Source organism: Exiguobacterium sp. UBA3491 (assembly GCF_002377745.1).
Lineage (GTDB): Bacteria > Bacillota > Bacilli > Exiguobacteriales > Exiguobacteriaceae > Exiguobacterium_A.
Genome location: NZ_DFQK01000015.1, coordinates 1 through 15,930, shown reverse-complemented (window position 1 = coordinate 15,930; position 15,930 = coordinate 1). Strand labels below are relative to the sequence as shown.

9 protein-coding genes, 1 pseudogene and 1 riboswitch are annotated in these 15,930 nt (G+C 39.8%); all 10 genes and pseudogenes read left to right on the top strand.

The window, feature by feature from the left end:
- Positions 1-478: 478 nt before the first annotated feature.
- Positions 479-1,435, top strand: a complete 957-nt coding sequence (locus tag B4F99_RS04980; protein WP_035410946.1) for an AAA family ATPase — start codon at positions 479-481, stop codon at positions 1,433-1,435.
- Positions 1,432-2,514 (top strand): DUF58 domain-containing protein, encoded by a 1,083-nt coding sequence (locus B4F99_RS04975; RefSeq protein WP_290755745.1) that lies wholly within the window; start codon positions 1,432-1,434, stop codon positions 2,512-2,514. Before B4F99_RS04980 ends, B4F99_RS04975 begins: the two co-directional genes overlap by 4 nt.
- Positions 2,511-4,583, top strand: a complete 2,073-nt coding sequence (locus B4F99_RS04970; RefSeq protein ID WP_290755743.1) for a transglutaminaseTgpA domain-containing protein — start codon at positions 2,511-2,513, stop codon at positions 4,581-4,583. Before B4F99_RS04975 ends, B4F99_RS04970 begins: the two co-directional genes overlap by 4 nt.
- A 40-nt stretch (positions 4,584-4,623) precedes the next feature.
- Positions 4,624-4,725, top strand: a riboswitch (purine riboswitch).
- A 129-nt stretch (positions 4,726-4,854) separates the two neighbouring features.
- Positions 4,855-6,375: a glutamine-hydrolyzing GMP synthase gene (gene guaA, locus B4F99_RS04965; RefSeq protein ID WP_052019142.1), complete on the top strand. Its 1,521-nt coding sequence runs from the start codon at positions 4,855-4,857 to the stop codon at positions 6,373-6,375.
- Between the two features lie 266 nt (positions 6,376-6,641).
- Positions 6,642-9,401 carry a DNA methyltransferase gene (locus tag B4F99_RS04960; protein WP_290755742.1) on the top strand — a complete coding sequence of 920 codons (2,760 nt, stop codon included), beginning with the start codon at positions 6,642-6,644 and terminating at the stop codon, positions 9,399-9,401.
- Complete coding sequence (locus tag B4F99_RS04955) at positions 9,398-11,335, top strand: DEAD/DEAH box helicase (protein WP_290755741.1); 1,938 nt, start codon at positions 9,398-9,400, stop codon at positions 11,333-11,335. The genes B4F99_RS04960 and B4F99_RS04955 overlap by 4 nt, the downstream gene beginning before the upstream one ends.
- Positions 11,316-12,470 carry a GIY-YIG nuclease family protein gene (locus tag B4F99_RS04950; RefSeq protein WP_290755739.1) on the top strand — a complete coding sequence of 385 codons (1,155 nt, stop codon included), beginning with the start codon at positions 11,316-11,318 and terminating at the stop codon, positions 12,468-12,470. The genes B4F99_RS04955 and B4F99_RS04950 overlap by 20 nt, the downstream gene beginning before the upstream one ends.
- A gap of 183 nt (positions 12,471-12,653) precedes the next feature.
- A pseudogene (locus B4F99_RS04945) lies at positions 12,654-13,600 on the top strand (tyrosine-type recombinase/integrase); the annotation flags it as partial.
- Positions 13,601-13,908: 308 nt separating this feature from the next.
- Positions 13,909-14,460, top strand: coding sequence for a hypothetical protein (locus B4F99_RS04940; RefSeq protein ID WP_290755737.1), 552 nt, complete (start codon positions 13,909-13,911; stop codon positions 14,458-14,460).
- A 502-nt stretch (positions 14,461-14,962) separates the two neighbouring features.
- Positions 14,963-15,880: a DUF2382 domain-containing protein gene (locus B4F99_RS04935; protein WP_290755735.1), complete on the top strand. Its 918-nt coding sequence runs from the start codon at positions 14,963-14,965 to the stop codon at positions 15,878-15,880.
- Positions 15,881-15,930: the final 50 nt, after the last annotated feature.

Genomic DNA, 15,930 nt, shown 5'->3' with positions numbered 1-15,930 from the left:
TTGAAAATGGTCTCGTCATGCTGTCTGTTCCATACTATTCGTTGAATATCATCAAAGGGCTGGTCCTTGCGGTCGCACTCGCGACAACGTATGCGCGTTATCGAAAAAAATAATTAAAATTCGACGTTTCGTTTATAACATATTCGGTAATATTCAATATATGAAAGGATGGTGATGCACATGAATGATTACCAATGTAGAGGGAACGATCGCATGTCGCTTCTGAAAGAAGAGGATCACCGGACTTGACGAACGTTGTCCATTGACACGGAAGTATTCGTGTTTTACGTGCAACTGCACGGTTCAAGAACGGATCACGGCATGTGTTCGTTCCTGAAACAAATAAGGGGGAAACGCTACCGCGTTCCCCCTTTTTCACGTGCTTGAAACTGCTCGTATTTCTTTAAAAGCGTAGCGGAATATGAGATGATATAAAAAGTCAGAAAATTCAACTACTACGAGAGCAAGGGGCCTGACAATGCGAACATACACTAAGGAGATTCAAGCGATTATCGACAACGTAGAGAAAGTCATCATCGGTAAGGAAGATGTCATCACACAATCATTGGCAGCATTACTAGCGGGCGGTCACGTTCTATTAGAAGACGTACCGGGAGTCGGGAAGACGATGCTCGTCCGTGCGTTCAGCCGATCGATCGGGTTGACCTTCAAACGTGTTCAGTTCACGCCAGACCTACTTCCGTCAGATTTGACGGGTGTATCGATGTATAATCAGAAAACAAGCCAGTTCGAATATAGACCGGGTCCTTTAATGGGAAACATCGTCTTAGCCGATGAGATCAACCGAACATCACCAAAAACTCAATCTGCCTTACTCGAGGGAATGGCGGAAGCGAACGTCACCGTCGATGGTGAGATTCATACGCTTCCGAATCCCTTTTTCGTCATGGCGACACAAAACCCGATTGAACATGAAGGAACGTATCCGTTACCAGAAGCACAACTCGACCGTTTTCTCGTCAAAGTCAAAATGGGTTATCCTGATTTCCAGCAAGAAATGAAGTTGCTCACGCGTTTTGAACGGGATGAACCAATCGAAACACTCGAAGCTGTAATTGGTCGCGAGCAATTGCTCCAGATGAAAGAAGACGTCAAGAACGTTCATGTCTCACAGCCTGTCAAAAAATATATCGTCCATCTCGTTCAAGCGACACGGACGAATGGGTCACTCTACCTCGGCGCGAGTCCTCGTTCTTCGATCGCCTTGATGAAGGTCGCGCAAGCGTGGGCGTACATGGAAGGACGCAGTTTCGTTTTGCCGGATGATGTTAAACATCTCTTGATTCCAGTCCTGTCACACCGCCTGATTTTGACAGCGGATGCGCGTTATCACGGTCAATCGTCGGAACGGATTTTGGAACAGATCAAAAAAGAGGTTGCTGTACCCATCCAACAAGACGTGGAGTCCCTATGACGAAGTGGCAAATTGGTTGGCGTTACGCTGTATTACTTTTGACGACGGCAGCCTTATGGGCATATGCGCGCGTTGATGGCGGAAATGTCGCTTCCTTGCTGTTTTACGTCATGGCTGGTTTGACCGTCTACTGGACTCTCTTCCTCGTTTGGCCCGTCACGCAGGCACTTGCGACACGCGAAGTATCGAACAAGATGCTCGTTGCTGGAACCGATATCCCGGTTTCCTTACGGGTTCGTCGACGTTTTCCGTTTCTCGTCGGAGCCGTCGAAGTGACGGAGGTGATTCCGAACGAACTCAGTGAAGAAAAACTCGATATTAGCCGTCCACTCCGAGCCCATTACCGGAAGACGGAGCAAATCGATTACACGATACCATCGATTCGTCGAGGGGTGTATCAGATTCCAGGCTGTATCGTCGAAATCACGGATCCATTCGGGTTATTCAAGCGGAAGCGGATGTTTCCGGTCGAGACGTATCTTGCGATTGAACCAGCGCGCCTTGCCGTTCAGCTTCCCCATGAGGAAGACCGTGGCGATGGGGGAATCTCACCGGTGTCACTTGATCTTCGCCAGTCGTCCTTTACCGTCGTCGGGGTCCGGGAATACGTCAGTGGGGATCGGATGAATCAGATTGACTGGAAAGCGACAGCGAAACGCCAAGGGTTGATGACGAAGACGTTCGAACGAGAGCAAGAACGGGAGACGACGATCGTCTTTGATGAGGGAACGGAGGCGGGTGAAGCCTTCGAACGTGTCATCTCGATGCTCGCAGAAACGACGGATCAGTTGAACAAACGACGACTGAGCTATCGGATCCATCTCGTCGGGCATGCCGTTCAATCATTGTCGTTACCACTTGAAGGAGCGAAACTGACGCATTACCTGATGACGGCGCAACCGAGTCGGGCGCGAACGTTCATCGAGTCATGGGAATACTCGTCTAAGGCGCTTCGATTGAGCGGGAACGTCCTCTTCATCACACCGGATCTTGAATCGAACAATGAACTATGGATTTCGAAGATTAATCAAGAAGCCACCGTTCATGTCTATACACCAGAACGGAGGGGAGTGCGATGATACGACGATTAATCTGGAACGCCATCGCAGCAGCCCTTTTGTCTTGTTTCATGCCACCACTTCTCGAACTGACGACATTCGAACATCTTTGGTCCTTCTTACCGATGCTGTTCCTGCCTTTACTGTTATCGCATCTCGCGCGACGTTACTTCTTACTTGGCAGTCTCGCGGGACTACTATTGTCGTTCTACTTGATTTTGACACCGGGTTCCGCACCGTGGGGAATTTTTACGGAAATCAGCTCGGATATTCGAAGTGTCATCAATGGTGAATTACCGGGACGACCAGCCTTTGCGCTGTCGATTGGTTTGATCAGTTTCTTGATCGCTTATCTCGCGCGTCGGACGTTCCCGAATCGTGGGTTCGTCTTCGGACTTGCTTTCGGAGTCATCGGGTTCATCGCCTATTGCGATACCTGGACGGATTACTCGGGAGAGACGTTCATTCTTTATCCGATCATCTTGTCTTTGGTATTGCTGTATGCGACGGAGGTCAATGAACGACCGCGTGCTTCCTACGTACGCCCACTGAGCGCATTATTCATCATGGGAGCTGTCATCGTCGTTGCTGTCCAAAGTCCTGTCATCAATGCGACATGGCAAGACAGTTGGTACGATTTGACGTCGGGTCTTGAAGGGGAAGGAGAGCCGACAAATGCGATTCAAAAGGTCGGATACGGTAACAACGATGAACAACTTGGAGGACCATTCCAGATGGACGACCGAGAAGTCTTCCAAGTCGAAAGTGAAGGAAACCGCTATTGGCGCGTTGAAACAAAAGATATTTATACCGGAAAAGGTTGGATCTTGTCGGAGTCAAACCCTGAAGTCGATGGACGTGGTTTTTTCTCGACCTTCGGTACAGAGGTCAAGACCCGCGAAGAGACAGCAACATTTGAAATGGCGCGTGAATTACCATTCGTGCCATATAACGGTGACAATGTAAGGGTCGAAGTGAATCAGCAACGACAAAATGTGTTGGTTGACCTCGAGAATCAAAAAATTTCGTATCTCGACGAGGCGGATCGTCAACGAAACTATCGAATCGACTATTCGTACCCACTCTTTACGGAAGAACAGCTCCAGACAGATGAACCCGTCAATTTGTCTGAGAATGAAACGGAGCGGTATCTACAACTGCCGGAAGGTTTACCGCAACGTGTCCGTGATTTAGCGAATCAAATCGTTGAAAACAAAAAAACACCATGGGACAAAGCACGGGCGATTGAAAATTATTTCGAAGAAGAAAACTTTGAATACAATACAGAAGATGTTGCTGTACCGAAAGAAAATCAGGATTACGTCGATCAGTTTCTGTTCGAGACGAAACTCGGATACTGTGATAACTTCTCGACGTCAGCCACTGTGTTACTTCGGGCAGCTGGGTTACCCGCACGCTGGGTGAAAGGATTCACGGGGGGCGAATCCGACGTCATCGGAGCTGCCGTAACGAGTTATACAGTACGCAATAAAAATGCCCATTCGTGGGTCGAAGTTTACATTGAAGGACCAGGCTGGGTACCGCTTGAACCGACAGTCAGTTTCGATGGAGTAGGACAATATACGATCGATCGGGAAACGAACAACGAGACGGAACAAGCAAATCCGCAACGTGAGACAGAAGATAATACGGAGACAACGACGCCAAATCGTCCTCAAGAAAATCTTCTTGATGAAGAACAGACGACTAGCACTGGACAGACGGAGCAGAAGTCAATTCCATTTTGGCCAATCTTCCTGACGGCACTCGCTCTCTTGTTCCTCTACCTGTTCCGAAAACCAATCATTCGAACACTCGCGATTCTCTTCTTCCGGAGACAGATTGAACGACCGGAAGGATTCCGACGGATGTACCGGTATCTCTTGCGACGTCTTGATAAAAAAGGATTCCATTATCAAGATGGTCGGACGCTTGCGGAACTGGCGTACGAAGTCGATGGGTACTACGAGACGTACGCGATGCGACCGTTGACGGATGCTTACGAGCGGATGGTTTATGGTGGAGAATCATTGTCGGCTGAGAAAAAACGTGAATATTTCGAAAATATCATTCGTCATGTAGAGGGTTGATATTTACGAAACGATACAGGTACAATGGGAACAACGTAAATCACACACATGCAATCTCCTTTGTATATACTCGCGAATATGGCGCGAGAGTCTCTACCGGGTCACCTTAAACGACCTGACTATGAAGGAGCAGACCCTTCGTATACATTTTTTTGTGAAGCGGCCTGCTCTTTTTCCATTTTATCCATGGGCGAAGAGTGGGCTTTTTTCATAGGGTACGCATGAAATCAGAAAGGCGGGAACAGATTTGGAAGCACATTTGGACCAGGAAATGATTCTCGTCCTCGATTTTGGAGGACAGTACAATCAATTGATCACACGTCGTATTCGGGACCTTGGTGTCTACAGTGAATTGCATTCGCATAAAATCACTGCAGCTGAAGTAAAAGAAATCGCACCTGCTGGTATCATCTTCTCGGGTGGTCCACGTAGCGTCTACGCAGAGGATGCGTACCGGTGTGACCCGGAAATCTTCGACCTCGGTATTCCAATCTTCGGAATCTGTTACGGCATGCAGCTCATGTCACAACATTTCGGCGGAACAGTGGAACGTGCGGGACATCGTGAATATGGAAAAGCCACATTGACGTTACAAGACCCGTCACCGATGTATGCGAACTTACCGCTAGAACAAACGGTCTGGATGAGTCACAGTGACCTCGTTACATCTGTGCCAAACGGATTCGTCATTGATGGGACGAACGTGTCATGTCCAATCGCTTCGATCAAGAACGAAGAGTTGAAAATGTATGGTGTGCAGTATCACCCAGAAGTAAACCATACGGTCTTTGGAAAAGAATTGCTCAAGAACTTCCTCTTTGAAGTCTGTAAATGTGCAGGCGACTGGTCAATGGAGAACTTCATTGAAATCGAAGTAGCGAAGATTCAAGAACAAGTCGGCGACAAAAAAGTCCTCTGTGCCCTTTCAGGTGGTGTCGACTCGTCTGTCGTCGCAGCCTTGATTCACAAAGCAATCGGTGATCAATTGACATGTATGTTCGTCGATCACGGTTTATTGCGTAAGGGTGAAGCGGAGAGCGTCATGAAGACATTCGCGGATCACTTCCACATGAACGTCATCAAGATTGATGCCCAGGACCGTTTCCTCGACAAACTCCGTGGTATCTCAGATCCAGAGCAGAAACGTAAAATCATCGGCAACGAGTTCGTCTACGTCTTCGACGAAGAAGCTTCGAAACTAACGGATATGGACTTCCTTGCGCAAGGTACACTCTATACGGATATCATCGAGAGTGGTACGGATACGGCACAAACAATCAAATCACACCACAACGTCGGTGGACTGCCGGAAGACATGCAGTTTGAATTGATCGAACCGATCAACACGTTGTTCAAGGATGAAGTTCGTGAACTTGGGAAAGAACTCGGTCTTTCTGATGAAATCGTGTGGCGTCAGCCGTTCCCAGGACCAGGTCTCGGAATTCGTGTCCTTGGTGAAATCACAGATGAAAAACTCGAAATCGTTCGTGAATCTGATTTCATTCTTCGTGATGAGATTAAAAAAGCAGGACTCGAGCGCGAAATCTGGCAATACTTCACAGTCCTTCCTCCAATCCGTTCGGTTGGTGTCATGGGCGATGAGCGGACATACGACTATGCTGTCGGAATCCGCGCTGTTACGTCAATTGACGGGATGACTTCAGACTGGGCACGTATCCCATGGGACGTGCTTGAGAAGATCTCGGTCCGGATCGTCAACGAAGTCCAGAACGTTAACCGCGTCCTGTACGATGTGACGTCGAAACCACCGTCAACGATTGAGTGGGAATAATAAATAAAATAAAATTGAAGTTTTTATGCTGATTTAATGGGGGTTTACGAATTATAGGAAGGTTAATTAAAGTTAAATTAAATTGGTTCCCCGCCAGAATCCCCGCCAAAACTGGGTATGTAAGAAAATGCTTTTATCATTTAGTGATAAAAGCATTTTTTGTTATCTCTGAATATAATTTTACTAGCCCTGCTATCAATACTAGGATAACTTATAAATTTGCTATAATAGTATTAATACTAGCTGAGTAAAGGAATGTAAATCAAATGCCAAAGAAAAATTTATTATCTATCACAGAAATTGAAGATAGAGTTAAAATAATAATTGAAAATTTAAATGAAGAGACTTTTATTGAAGAACTTTTAGGACTTTTTGATATTCCTAAAACAAGTATCACACGTGCTAAATCAAGTGAGGGAGATTTTTTGATACGTAATAAAGTTCGTTATCGAAAAGTTGAAAATGACCCACTGCAAGCTATTGATGAAATCGAGCAGGAAATATTACCTCAAAATCAAAAGCCTCGCTACCTTATCACAACTGATTTTGAAATGCTTTATGCAAAAGATACAAAAACAAATGATTCACTAGCTATTCACTTTGAAGATTTGCCAACTTTTGCAGAGTTTTTTCTTGCATGGAATGGGATTGAGAAAGTAGAATACCAAAAAGAAAATCCGGCAGATATTAAAGCAGCTGAGCGTTTCACAAAACTTTATGATGAATTGGTTAAGATTAATCCGGAGCTTGCAAAAGAGGAAGTTGACGGCAAATCCTTTAACCTTTTTCTAATTCGTTCCCTTTTCTTGTACTTCTCTGAAGATACAGAAATTATTACTAAAGGCTCTTTTACTAATATCCTTAAAACAAGGACTGAAATCGATGGAAGTAATCTAAATTCAGTCATCAAAGAATTATTTTCAATTTTAGATGTGCCTGAAAACCAAAGACACGATACGCCTGAATGGCTGAAAAAATTTCCATATGTTAATGGTAAACTTTTTAAAGTACCACATCATGACTTAAATTTCAGTACTTTAACCCGAAAACTACTTATCGAAGCAGGTGAATTGCTTAACTGGAATGAAATCAATCCCGATATTTTAGGGGCAATGATTCAAACTGTTGCAAATAAAGAAGAACGCCAAGTTTCAGGTATGCACTATACGAGCGTACCTAATATCCTGAAAGTCATTAAACCGCTATTTTTGGATAATCTCCAAACTGAATATCAACGTTTATCAGATCGAGCTGATGATTATCTTGAACGTGAGATTACTGAAAAACAAAGACGTGAACAACAACGAGATATTATTAAACAACTGAACAGCTTGCTTGAGCGAATGAGTAAAATTAAGTTTTTAGACCCTGCCTGTGGTTCAGGAAACTTTTTGATTATTACTTACAAAGAACTTCGCAGACTTGAAATCCAAATCCTTCTTAAAATTAGTGAAGTTCAGGAAGCATTAAATGAAAAGGATGCTTATCAAGGAGAATTACTTAAGCAATCTAAGATTAAGCTAAACCAATTCTCAGGCATTGAACTTGACGACTTCGCACATGAGGTAGCTAGGCTTTCTCTGTATATTGCTGAACATCAAATGAATGTAGAAATGATGGAATCTTTAGCAGATTATCAACCTAGAATTCTACCACTTCAAGAATCAGGGAATATCGTACACGGTAATGCCTTACGTATGGATTGGAATCTAGTTGTTCCTCATGAGACTAATGAAGAAGTTTATATTATGGGGAATCCACCTTATATAGGATCTAGAAATCAGACTGAGGAAAATAAAAAGGATATGAGTGCCATTTTCCAAGGGGTTCAATCATTTAAAAAACTTGATTATATAAGTGCCTGGTTTTTACTAGGTGTGAAATTCGTTGAAAATACAAAAAATAAATTTGCATTTGTAACAACGAACTCGATAACTCAAGGGGAACAAGTTCCAATTTTATGGAAAAAACTACTTTCCTACAATATAGAGATTTGTTTTGCATATAATTCTTTTAAATGGAATAACAATGCCAGTAATAATGCTGGCGTAACTGTAGCAATAATTGGGATAGCTTCAAAGGATGATAATTCCAGCAAATACCTACTTTCAGAGGAAAAGAGTATTGAAGTGCCTAATATTACACCTTATTTAAGTTTTGGGGAAATTATTCTTGTTGAAAATAGCACAGTTCAATTTTCTGGCTTCTCTAAAATGCAAAAAGGAAATGGTGCTTATGATGGTGGATTTTTAACATTTTCAATATCTGAATATGAAGAAATTGTTTCTAAAATTCCTGAAACAAAAATATTTTTCAAAAAGTATGTTAGTGCTGACGACATTATTAATGGAACTTATAAATATTGTCTATGGATTTCAGAAGAAAATTTACCTGCTGCACATAACATCCCATTTATAAATAACAGAATTGAAAAAGTAAAAGAATATCGATTAAGTAGTAAAAGAGAAGTTACAAAACTACAGGCTAAAACTCCATATGCATTTGGTGAGATTAGATATCAAGAGGGCCAGGGATTCATTATCCCTGTAGTTTCTTCTGAATCTAGGGAGTATCTACCTATTGCAATTATAGATTCAGAAATAATCCCATCTTATGCAACATTTGTGTTATACGACGCCCCAATCTGGTTACTTGGAATCTTAGAATCTCGTATGCATATGACTTGGCTTCGCGCAGTTGGTGGAAGGTTGAAAACAGATTATCGCTATTCTGCAGGAATGGTTTATAATACTTTTCCAATTCCTAAGCTGTCAACAAATCGCAAAAATATCCTTGAAGAAGCTGTTTTAGATATGCTAGATGTCCGTGAAGAAGAAGGGGGTACTCTTGCTGAGCTTTATGGAGGTGCGAATAAACCAATGAACGCAAGATTACGTGAAGCACACAAAAAAATTGACGGCATTGTGGAGCGTGCTTATAAGCAAGAATCTTTCAAATCTGATGAGGAACGATTGAGTGTATTGTTGAAACTTTATCAAGAAATGGTAAGTGAGGAGAAAAAATGACATCAAATATTTTTGAAATTAATTATAATGGTACGGGGCAAAGCCAAAATACAAATGCATTAGGGATGCGTGAAATGCAGGCACGTGTCTATGAGAAACGTGCTTCACAATATCTATTAGTTAAAGCTCCCCCTGCATCAGGGAAATCACGTGCTTTGATGTTTGTGACTTTGGATAAGCTTACAAATCAAGGTATAAAAAAAGCAATTATTGCAGTTCCAGAACGTTCTATAGGAAAATCCTTTCAATCTACAGAGTTAGAAAAATTTGGATTTTTTTCTGATTGGGTTATTAATCCAAAAAATAATCTCACAGACCGTGGAACAAGTCAAAGTAAAGTGTCACGGTTCATTGATTTTATACGTTCAACAAACTTAGAAGATAATATCATAGTTTGTACCCACGCGACTTTACGTTTTGCTTTTGAAAAATTAAATGATTCGGACTTTGATAATGTATTACTTGCCATTGATGAGTTTCACCATATATCACAAGATGATAATTCTGTTCTCGGCAATGCGTTGCGTATTATTATGGGGAATTCTTCTGCTCATATCGTTGCGATGACTGGCTCCTATTTTCGAGGAGATTCTGTCCCGATTTTGAAACCTGCTGACGAGCAAAAATTTGATAAAGTAACTTATACTTATTATGAACAACTTGAAGGTTATAAATATCTAAAGAGCTTTGCCATGGGCTACAGCTTCTATAGAGGACGCTATACGGATGCACTTTCAGAGGTTTTAGATACTTCAAAGAAAACAATTATTCATATTCCAAATGTAAATTCTGGGGAATCTACCAAAGATAAATATGATGAAGTTGACCGTATTCTTGAAGAATTAGGTGATGCAAAATTCGATGGAAATTTAGGACTTTGGCTAGTAACTGAAGAATCTGGAAGAGTATTAAAAATTGCAGATTTAGTTAATGAGGGTGGTCGTGAAAAGGTTCAAGAATATATTCGAAATATGTCTAAAATTGATGACTTGGATATTATTATTGCACTTGGTATGGCAAAAGAGGGATTTGATTGGCCCTTTGCAGAATATGCTTTAACAATCGGATGTCGTAATTCATTAATGGAAATTGTGCAAATTATTGGTCGCGTGACTCGAGATAGTTCAAATAAAACTCATGCCCAATTTATCAATTTAATTGCTCAACCAGATGCTCAAGATGATGAGGTTATGTTTGCAGTTAATAATGTCATGAAGGCAATCACTGCAAGTCTTTTGATGGAATCTGTATTGGCTCCTACCTTTAAATTTAAGCGTAAGGATAATGATAATCAAAAATCAAATGAAGCTGATATTTTTATCAAAGGTTTAAAGGAGCCAAGTACTAATCGTTCAAAAGGTATTATTCAAAACGATTTGAATGATCTGAAAGCGACTGTTTTACAAGACGGCCAAATTCAGCAAGCTATTGCTGCTGGTGTAGAAGCGAAAGTAATTAACAAACAACTTATCCCCCGTGTAATAATGAATACCTACCCTGATTTATCAAATGAAGAGACTGAGGAGGTACGTCAGCACTTGGTTGCACAATCTGTTATTCAATCTGCTGAGCGTGAAGAAGGAACTAGCGGAAAACAATTCCTCAAAATGGCAAATAAATTTATCAATATTGATGAAATTGCCATTGATTTAATTGATGAAGTGAATCCTTTCCAACGTGCTTATGAGGTGATTTCAAAAGAGATAGATGCACCAACGTTACGATTTATTCAAGATTATATGGATGGTATAAAATTTACTTTTTCTGAAGATGAATTAGTTTTGTTGTATCCTCAAATTGTTCAATTTAAAAATGAAAATGGAAGAATTCCTGATAAGTATAGCTCAGACCAATATGAGCAAAGATTAGCATATGCTTTATTACGTTTGGAGCAATTAAGGAGAGAGAGACAAGATGGACAAACTCAATCTTGATGATATCTTTTCGGATCCAATTTTTGATGAACTAATAGCTGAAACTCCTAAGAAACAGGTTAAGCGAATTGACCCAGAATTTGAAAAATTTCAAGAGATTATCAAATGGATAAAAAATCATGATGGAAAAGAACCAGAAAAATCTCGGAATATGACCGAAAGAAAATTATTTTCCAGACTTAAAGGCTATCGTGATAAGCCAGAAATGATAAAGAAGCTAGCTGAGATTGATGAACTAAATTTGCTTGATAGCAAAAATTCAGTTTTAGAAAATTCGATAAAACCACCTGAATCTCTTGACGATATTCTTAATGATGACACACTTTTTGAGAAAAAAGATAAAGTTGATTCACTACTCGATTTGTCGAGATATAAAAGAACAATCAATGCGGCTGATAAATACAGTGTTCGGAAACGAGCTAGCCATTTTGAACGATATGAGGCGCTATTTAAACTTGTTCAAAAAGAGATTGCAAATGGCACTCGAAAAATAATACCTGTAGATACTGAAAAAAATATTATGCCAGGTAAATTTTATATTGATAATGGAATTCTACTTTATGTTCTATCAATAGGTGATTATTATACAGATAAAAATGGTTATCGTAACGCAAAGCTTCATCTTATTTATGAAAATGGAACCGAAAATAAAGCTATTTTATTGAGGTCATTTGCATCGAATCTCTTTGATAAAACTCGTCATGGTCGAATGGTAACTGAAGTAATGAGTGATGTAATGGGAGAAACTACTGTTGAAGAAAGAGCTGCTGAATATATAACTACTGGATATATTTATGTAGTCAAATCTATTAGTTCAAATCCTGAAATATCAAAGTATAAAAATCTTTATAAGATTGGTTTTGCTAGTGGAAGTGTTGAAAAGCGGATTGCTAATGCTGAAAATGAATCTACTTACTTATATGCTCCAGTGAAAATTGTTGCAACATGGGAAGTTCAGAATTTCAGTGGTCGGCAGCTAGAAACAGTCATTCATCATAGATTTGAAGATAAGCAAATACAAATTGCTGTCCCAACAGCAAACGGAAAAAATGAGAATCCTAAAGAATGGTATTTAGTTTCTTTGGATGAAATTGAAGAGATTATAAATGATATTATTGTGAAATTGAATAGTTAATTAAGGTTGATGATAGTTGTCAAAGCATCTTTGCCATAATGGTGAGGATGCTTTTTATATGTATTTATTTAGCTTTTTCTAGTATAAAAAAATCAGAAAATTCTAGTATAATGTTAATATTGTAACGATTACTTTTGGGTGAGATTATTATAAATTATCAATGTTTAAAGAAATTTCACAATGGAAGATATTCAAAATTTTCGTATTTGGTTACTTACTGATAAAAAAAGTAATGGATCGGGATATGCACAGTCCTATGCTAGTTTGGTATTTGGTATGTTTCGCAAGAGTCTAGATTATGCTGTTGAAATGGGCTATTTAGAATTTAATATTTTTAAAAAGGCAAAACCTATACCAAAAGGAAAAGCGATTATACCTTACTGGACAAAAAATGAATTTGAATCTATCATTTCTCAAATCTGTATCTCCGATTTTTATGAACATTTGAATTTTGTCATGTTGTGGCTTTACTATATGACAGGTGTTCGAGTAAATGAGGGACAGCTCTTTGGTGGAATGATATAGATTTCAAAAATAAGCGTATAAGAGTTCATCATATGATTGTGTTGAAAAGTCGTAAAGATTGGGTTAGGAATGCTTATACAAAAACGGCAGATGGAAAAAGAATAATTTCAATAGATGCTGATACAATAAAAATTTTAAAAGATTGGCGAAAACGCCAAGAATCTATTGGATTAGGAAAAGAAACTGATTTCATCTTCACTTATGATAGTCTACTAATGATTAAATCAACGATAGGTAGAATCATAGAGAGATATTCTACTCTTGCAGGTGTAAAGAAAATTCAAGGTAAAGGATTAAGGCATAGTAATGCTTCTTATCTGATTAATGAATTTAATGTTTCAGTTTTACTTCTATCACGGAGGTTGGGACACTCTAGCCCCGAAATTACACTAAAGCATTACGCTCACTTGTGGAGTGGTGCTGATGAAAATGTTGCTGAGCTTATGGCTGGTAATATCAAAATTAATACAGCGGAAAAAACGAAAATATCTTTTAATGGCAATCAAGCATTAAAAAAAGATGCCCCGCCAAAATCCCCGCCAAAATGGTATGTTGACTCTAAAAAAGCCGCTATATCAAAGGTTAGACAGTCTAACTGGCAGTAGAGTGGGAATAAGTACTAGACTTGCTGATAGAATTCGTCTCATGAAGCTTTTCGTACGAATGTTTTAAATGGGACAGGTGAAAGGAAGTCTGTTTCACCTTCAACCACTTTATTTCAAAATGAAGCTCTCTTTTGTTCACATGATTTGTGAATGAGAGGGGGCTTTTTTGTGATCAAATTCATGTAACTGTTGGACGATTTTACACTGAACCAACGAATTTAGATACTTTAGCTCTAGTTTGCTGAGATGCGTGGACTCTTCCTGTATTATGGAATACATCATCTAATGGAAAAGAGGGATATTGCCTTATGATAGACTGGACATGGACTGAAGTTGATCAATTAGAAAAACTAGAAAAATGGAATGAAGCTAAACGCTATCTTTTGAATTCTTGGAGACAACATCCCGAAGATCTCAAAACAGTCATTCGACTGGGCTTTTTTTGTTGGTACGTCACCTTTGAACACGGACCATTAGGAATTACAGAGAACGATATAGATATTGAGGAATTAGAATCTTTACTAAAGGAAGTTACATACGATGGTTTACGTTATTTTATGAACCATGAGGACTTTCTATGGTGTTTTGGTTATATGATTTCGATGACTCCTTATTATTTTGGAGAGTACAACGAGTGGGAAGAAAAAGGCGCATCCATGTTACGACGTGCTCATGAATTATGTCCAGATGAACAGATTTATGCTTATTCTTATCTCGGGTCATTCTCAAATACTTACGGAACACGTGAAAACGAATTACAACAGATACAAAACGTATTAGAGGATCGTTTTAAAGGAGAGGGATTATTATCCGATTACTTTAAAAGTACGGTATTTAACATTAGACTTGATTTGAAATAGTAACGAATAGTCATCAAAAAAGTTTTTAATTCCGAACCTTCAGATAAAGTAAGTAGTTAAATTTCGTTTTTAGGGTTCAATCATAAATTTGACCATGCTATGATGTGGCTGTCTTTGTTTTTCATATCAATAAAAATATTATCGTATAATTCCGGGGACAGGGTTTGAAAGACTTTACAGGAACACCGTAATGATTGCTATTATGGCGCACATACAACATCGTACGTTTATTGAAACGGCTTTTACTTCGTAGGTAAGGGTCTTTTCTTGTTGCGTAGCATGACTAAAACGTTTTAAACAGGAAAAACTTTAATAATGAACATGCTCTAGTAAATAGGATTAATACATTCCAAAAAGACTTCAATAATTAAAAAAGATGTACAAAAAAATCAGGTTTAATCAGAAAAAAAGTAGGGGAAATTCAAACTGTTGGCATATAAGATTGATTTTCAAGAGCTAATTATTATTTTTTGTGGCATTTATTAAAAAGGAGGAAGAGATCATGACAAGAAAAGAAGATACATTTATCCAAGTATTTAATACCCAAGCGGAAGTACTGAGTAAAGTAAACGAATTGAAAGCGCAGGGATATGACGAAAGAGATATGTATGTCGTGGCTCAAGATAAACATTCCTTCTCCATGGTAGAGAATCAGACAAACGTCAATGTAGATACTGCCGGTGAACAAGAGCACCAAGGATTTATGGGGAAATTCATGGCTGCCTTTTCAGACGACTCTTCTACGGAAGCATTCCGCGGAATGGGCTTATCGCATGATGAATCAGAAGAATACCGTCGTCAGGTAGAAAGCGGCAAGCTGGTTTTATATGTAGACAGCGACTATGGCGATTCTTACGAAAAGCATAATCAAAGCTACAATCAAACTTCTGGAGTAAACGATAATCAATATGATCGCACGGGAGTCGAAGCAAATCGGGATCACAACGACCATCTCTCTGATAAGGGCTCTCTTTCCCGGACAGATCGGACTGGCGTTACTGAAACGAACAGTGATACAGAAGAAGAACGCCTTCGCCTGCATGAAGAACGGTTAAATGTAGATAAAGAAAGAGTGCAAACAGGGGAAGTAAACGTCAGTAAACACGTAGTCGAAGATCAACAATCGATCGAGGTGCCGGTAGAGAGGGAAGAAGTTTATGTGGAACGGCGTAAAGTGGATCATAATGCGTCGGGAACAGATGCTTTTGTAGATGAGAACGACTCCATCCACGTACCGCTTTCAGAAGAAAAGGTAGTAGTATCAAAAGAAGATGTAGTCTCTGAAGAAATTGTTGTTGGAAAACGTAAAGTGCGAGATACAGAAACTGTATCTGAAACGGTACGACGCGAGGAAGCAGATATTGATGAAGGTACAGATACGAGAACGGACGTAGAACGTGACGATCGTAAACGACTGTAATAGATCAAACTAAGAGGGGAGATAGCGGTGAACTGCCCCATAAAAGTTGG

Bases quoted from the DNA above. Each gene is read 5' to 3' on its own strand.
- B4F99_RS04980 (WP_035410946.1), top strand. From the start codon at position 479: ATGCGAACATACACTAAGGAGATTCAAGCGATTATCGACAACGTAGAG.
- B4F99_RS04975 (WP_290755745.1), top strand. From the start codon at position 1,432: ATGACGAAGTGGCAAATTGGTTGGCGTTACGCTGTATTACTTTTGACG.
- B4F99_RS04970 (WP_290755743.1), top strand. From the start codon at position 2,511: ATGATACGACGATTAATCTGGAACGCCATCGCAGCAGCCCTTTTGTCT.
- guaA (WP_052019142.1), top strand. From the start codon at position 4,855: ATGATTCTCGTCCTCGATTTTGGAGGACAGTACAATCAATTGATCACA.
- B4F99_RS04960 (WP_290755742.1), top strand. From the start codon at position 6,642: ATGCCAAAGAAAAATTTATTATCTATCACAGAAATTGAAGATAGAGTT.
- B4F99_RS04955 (WP_290755741.1), top strand. From the start codon at position 9,398: ATGACATCAAATATTTTTGAAATTAATTATAATGGTACGGGGCAAAGC.
- B4F99_RS04950 (WP_290755739.1), top strand. From the start codon at position 11,316: ATGGACAAACTCAATCTTGATGATATCTTTTCGGATCCAATTTTTGAT.
- B4F99_RS04940 (WP_290755737.1), top strand. From the start codon at position 13,909: ATGATAGACTGGACATGGACTGAAGTTGATCAATTAGAAAAACTAGAA.
- B4F99_RS04935 (WP_290755735.1), top strand. From the start codon at position 14,963: ATGACAAGAAAAGAAGATACATTTATCCAAGTATTTAATACCCAAGCG.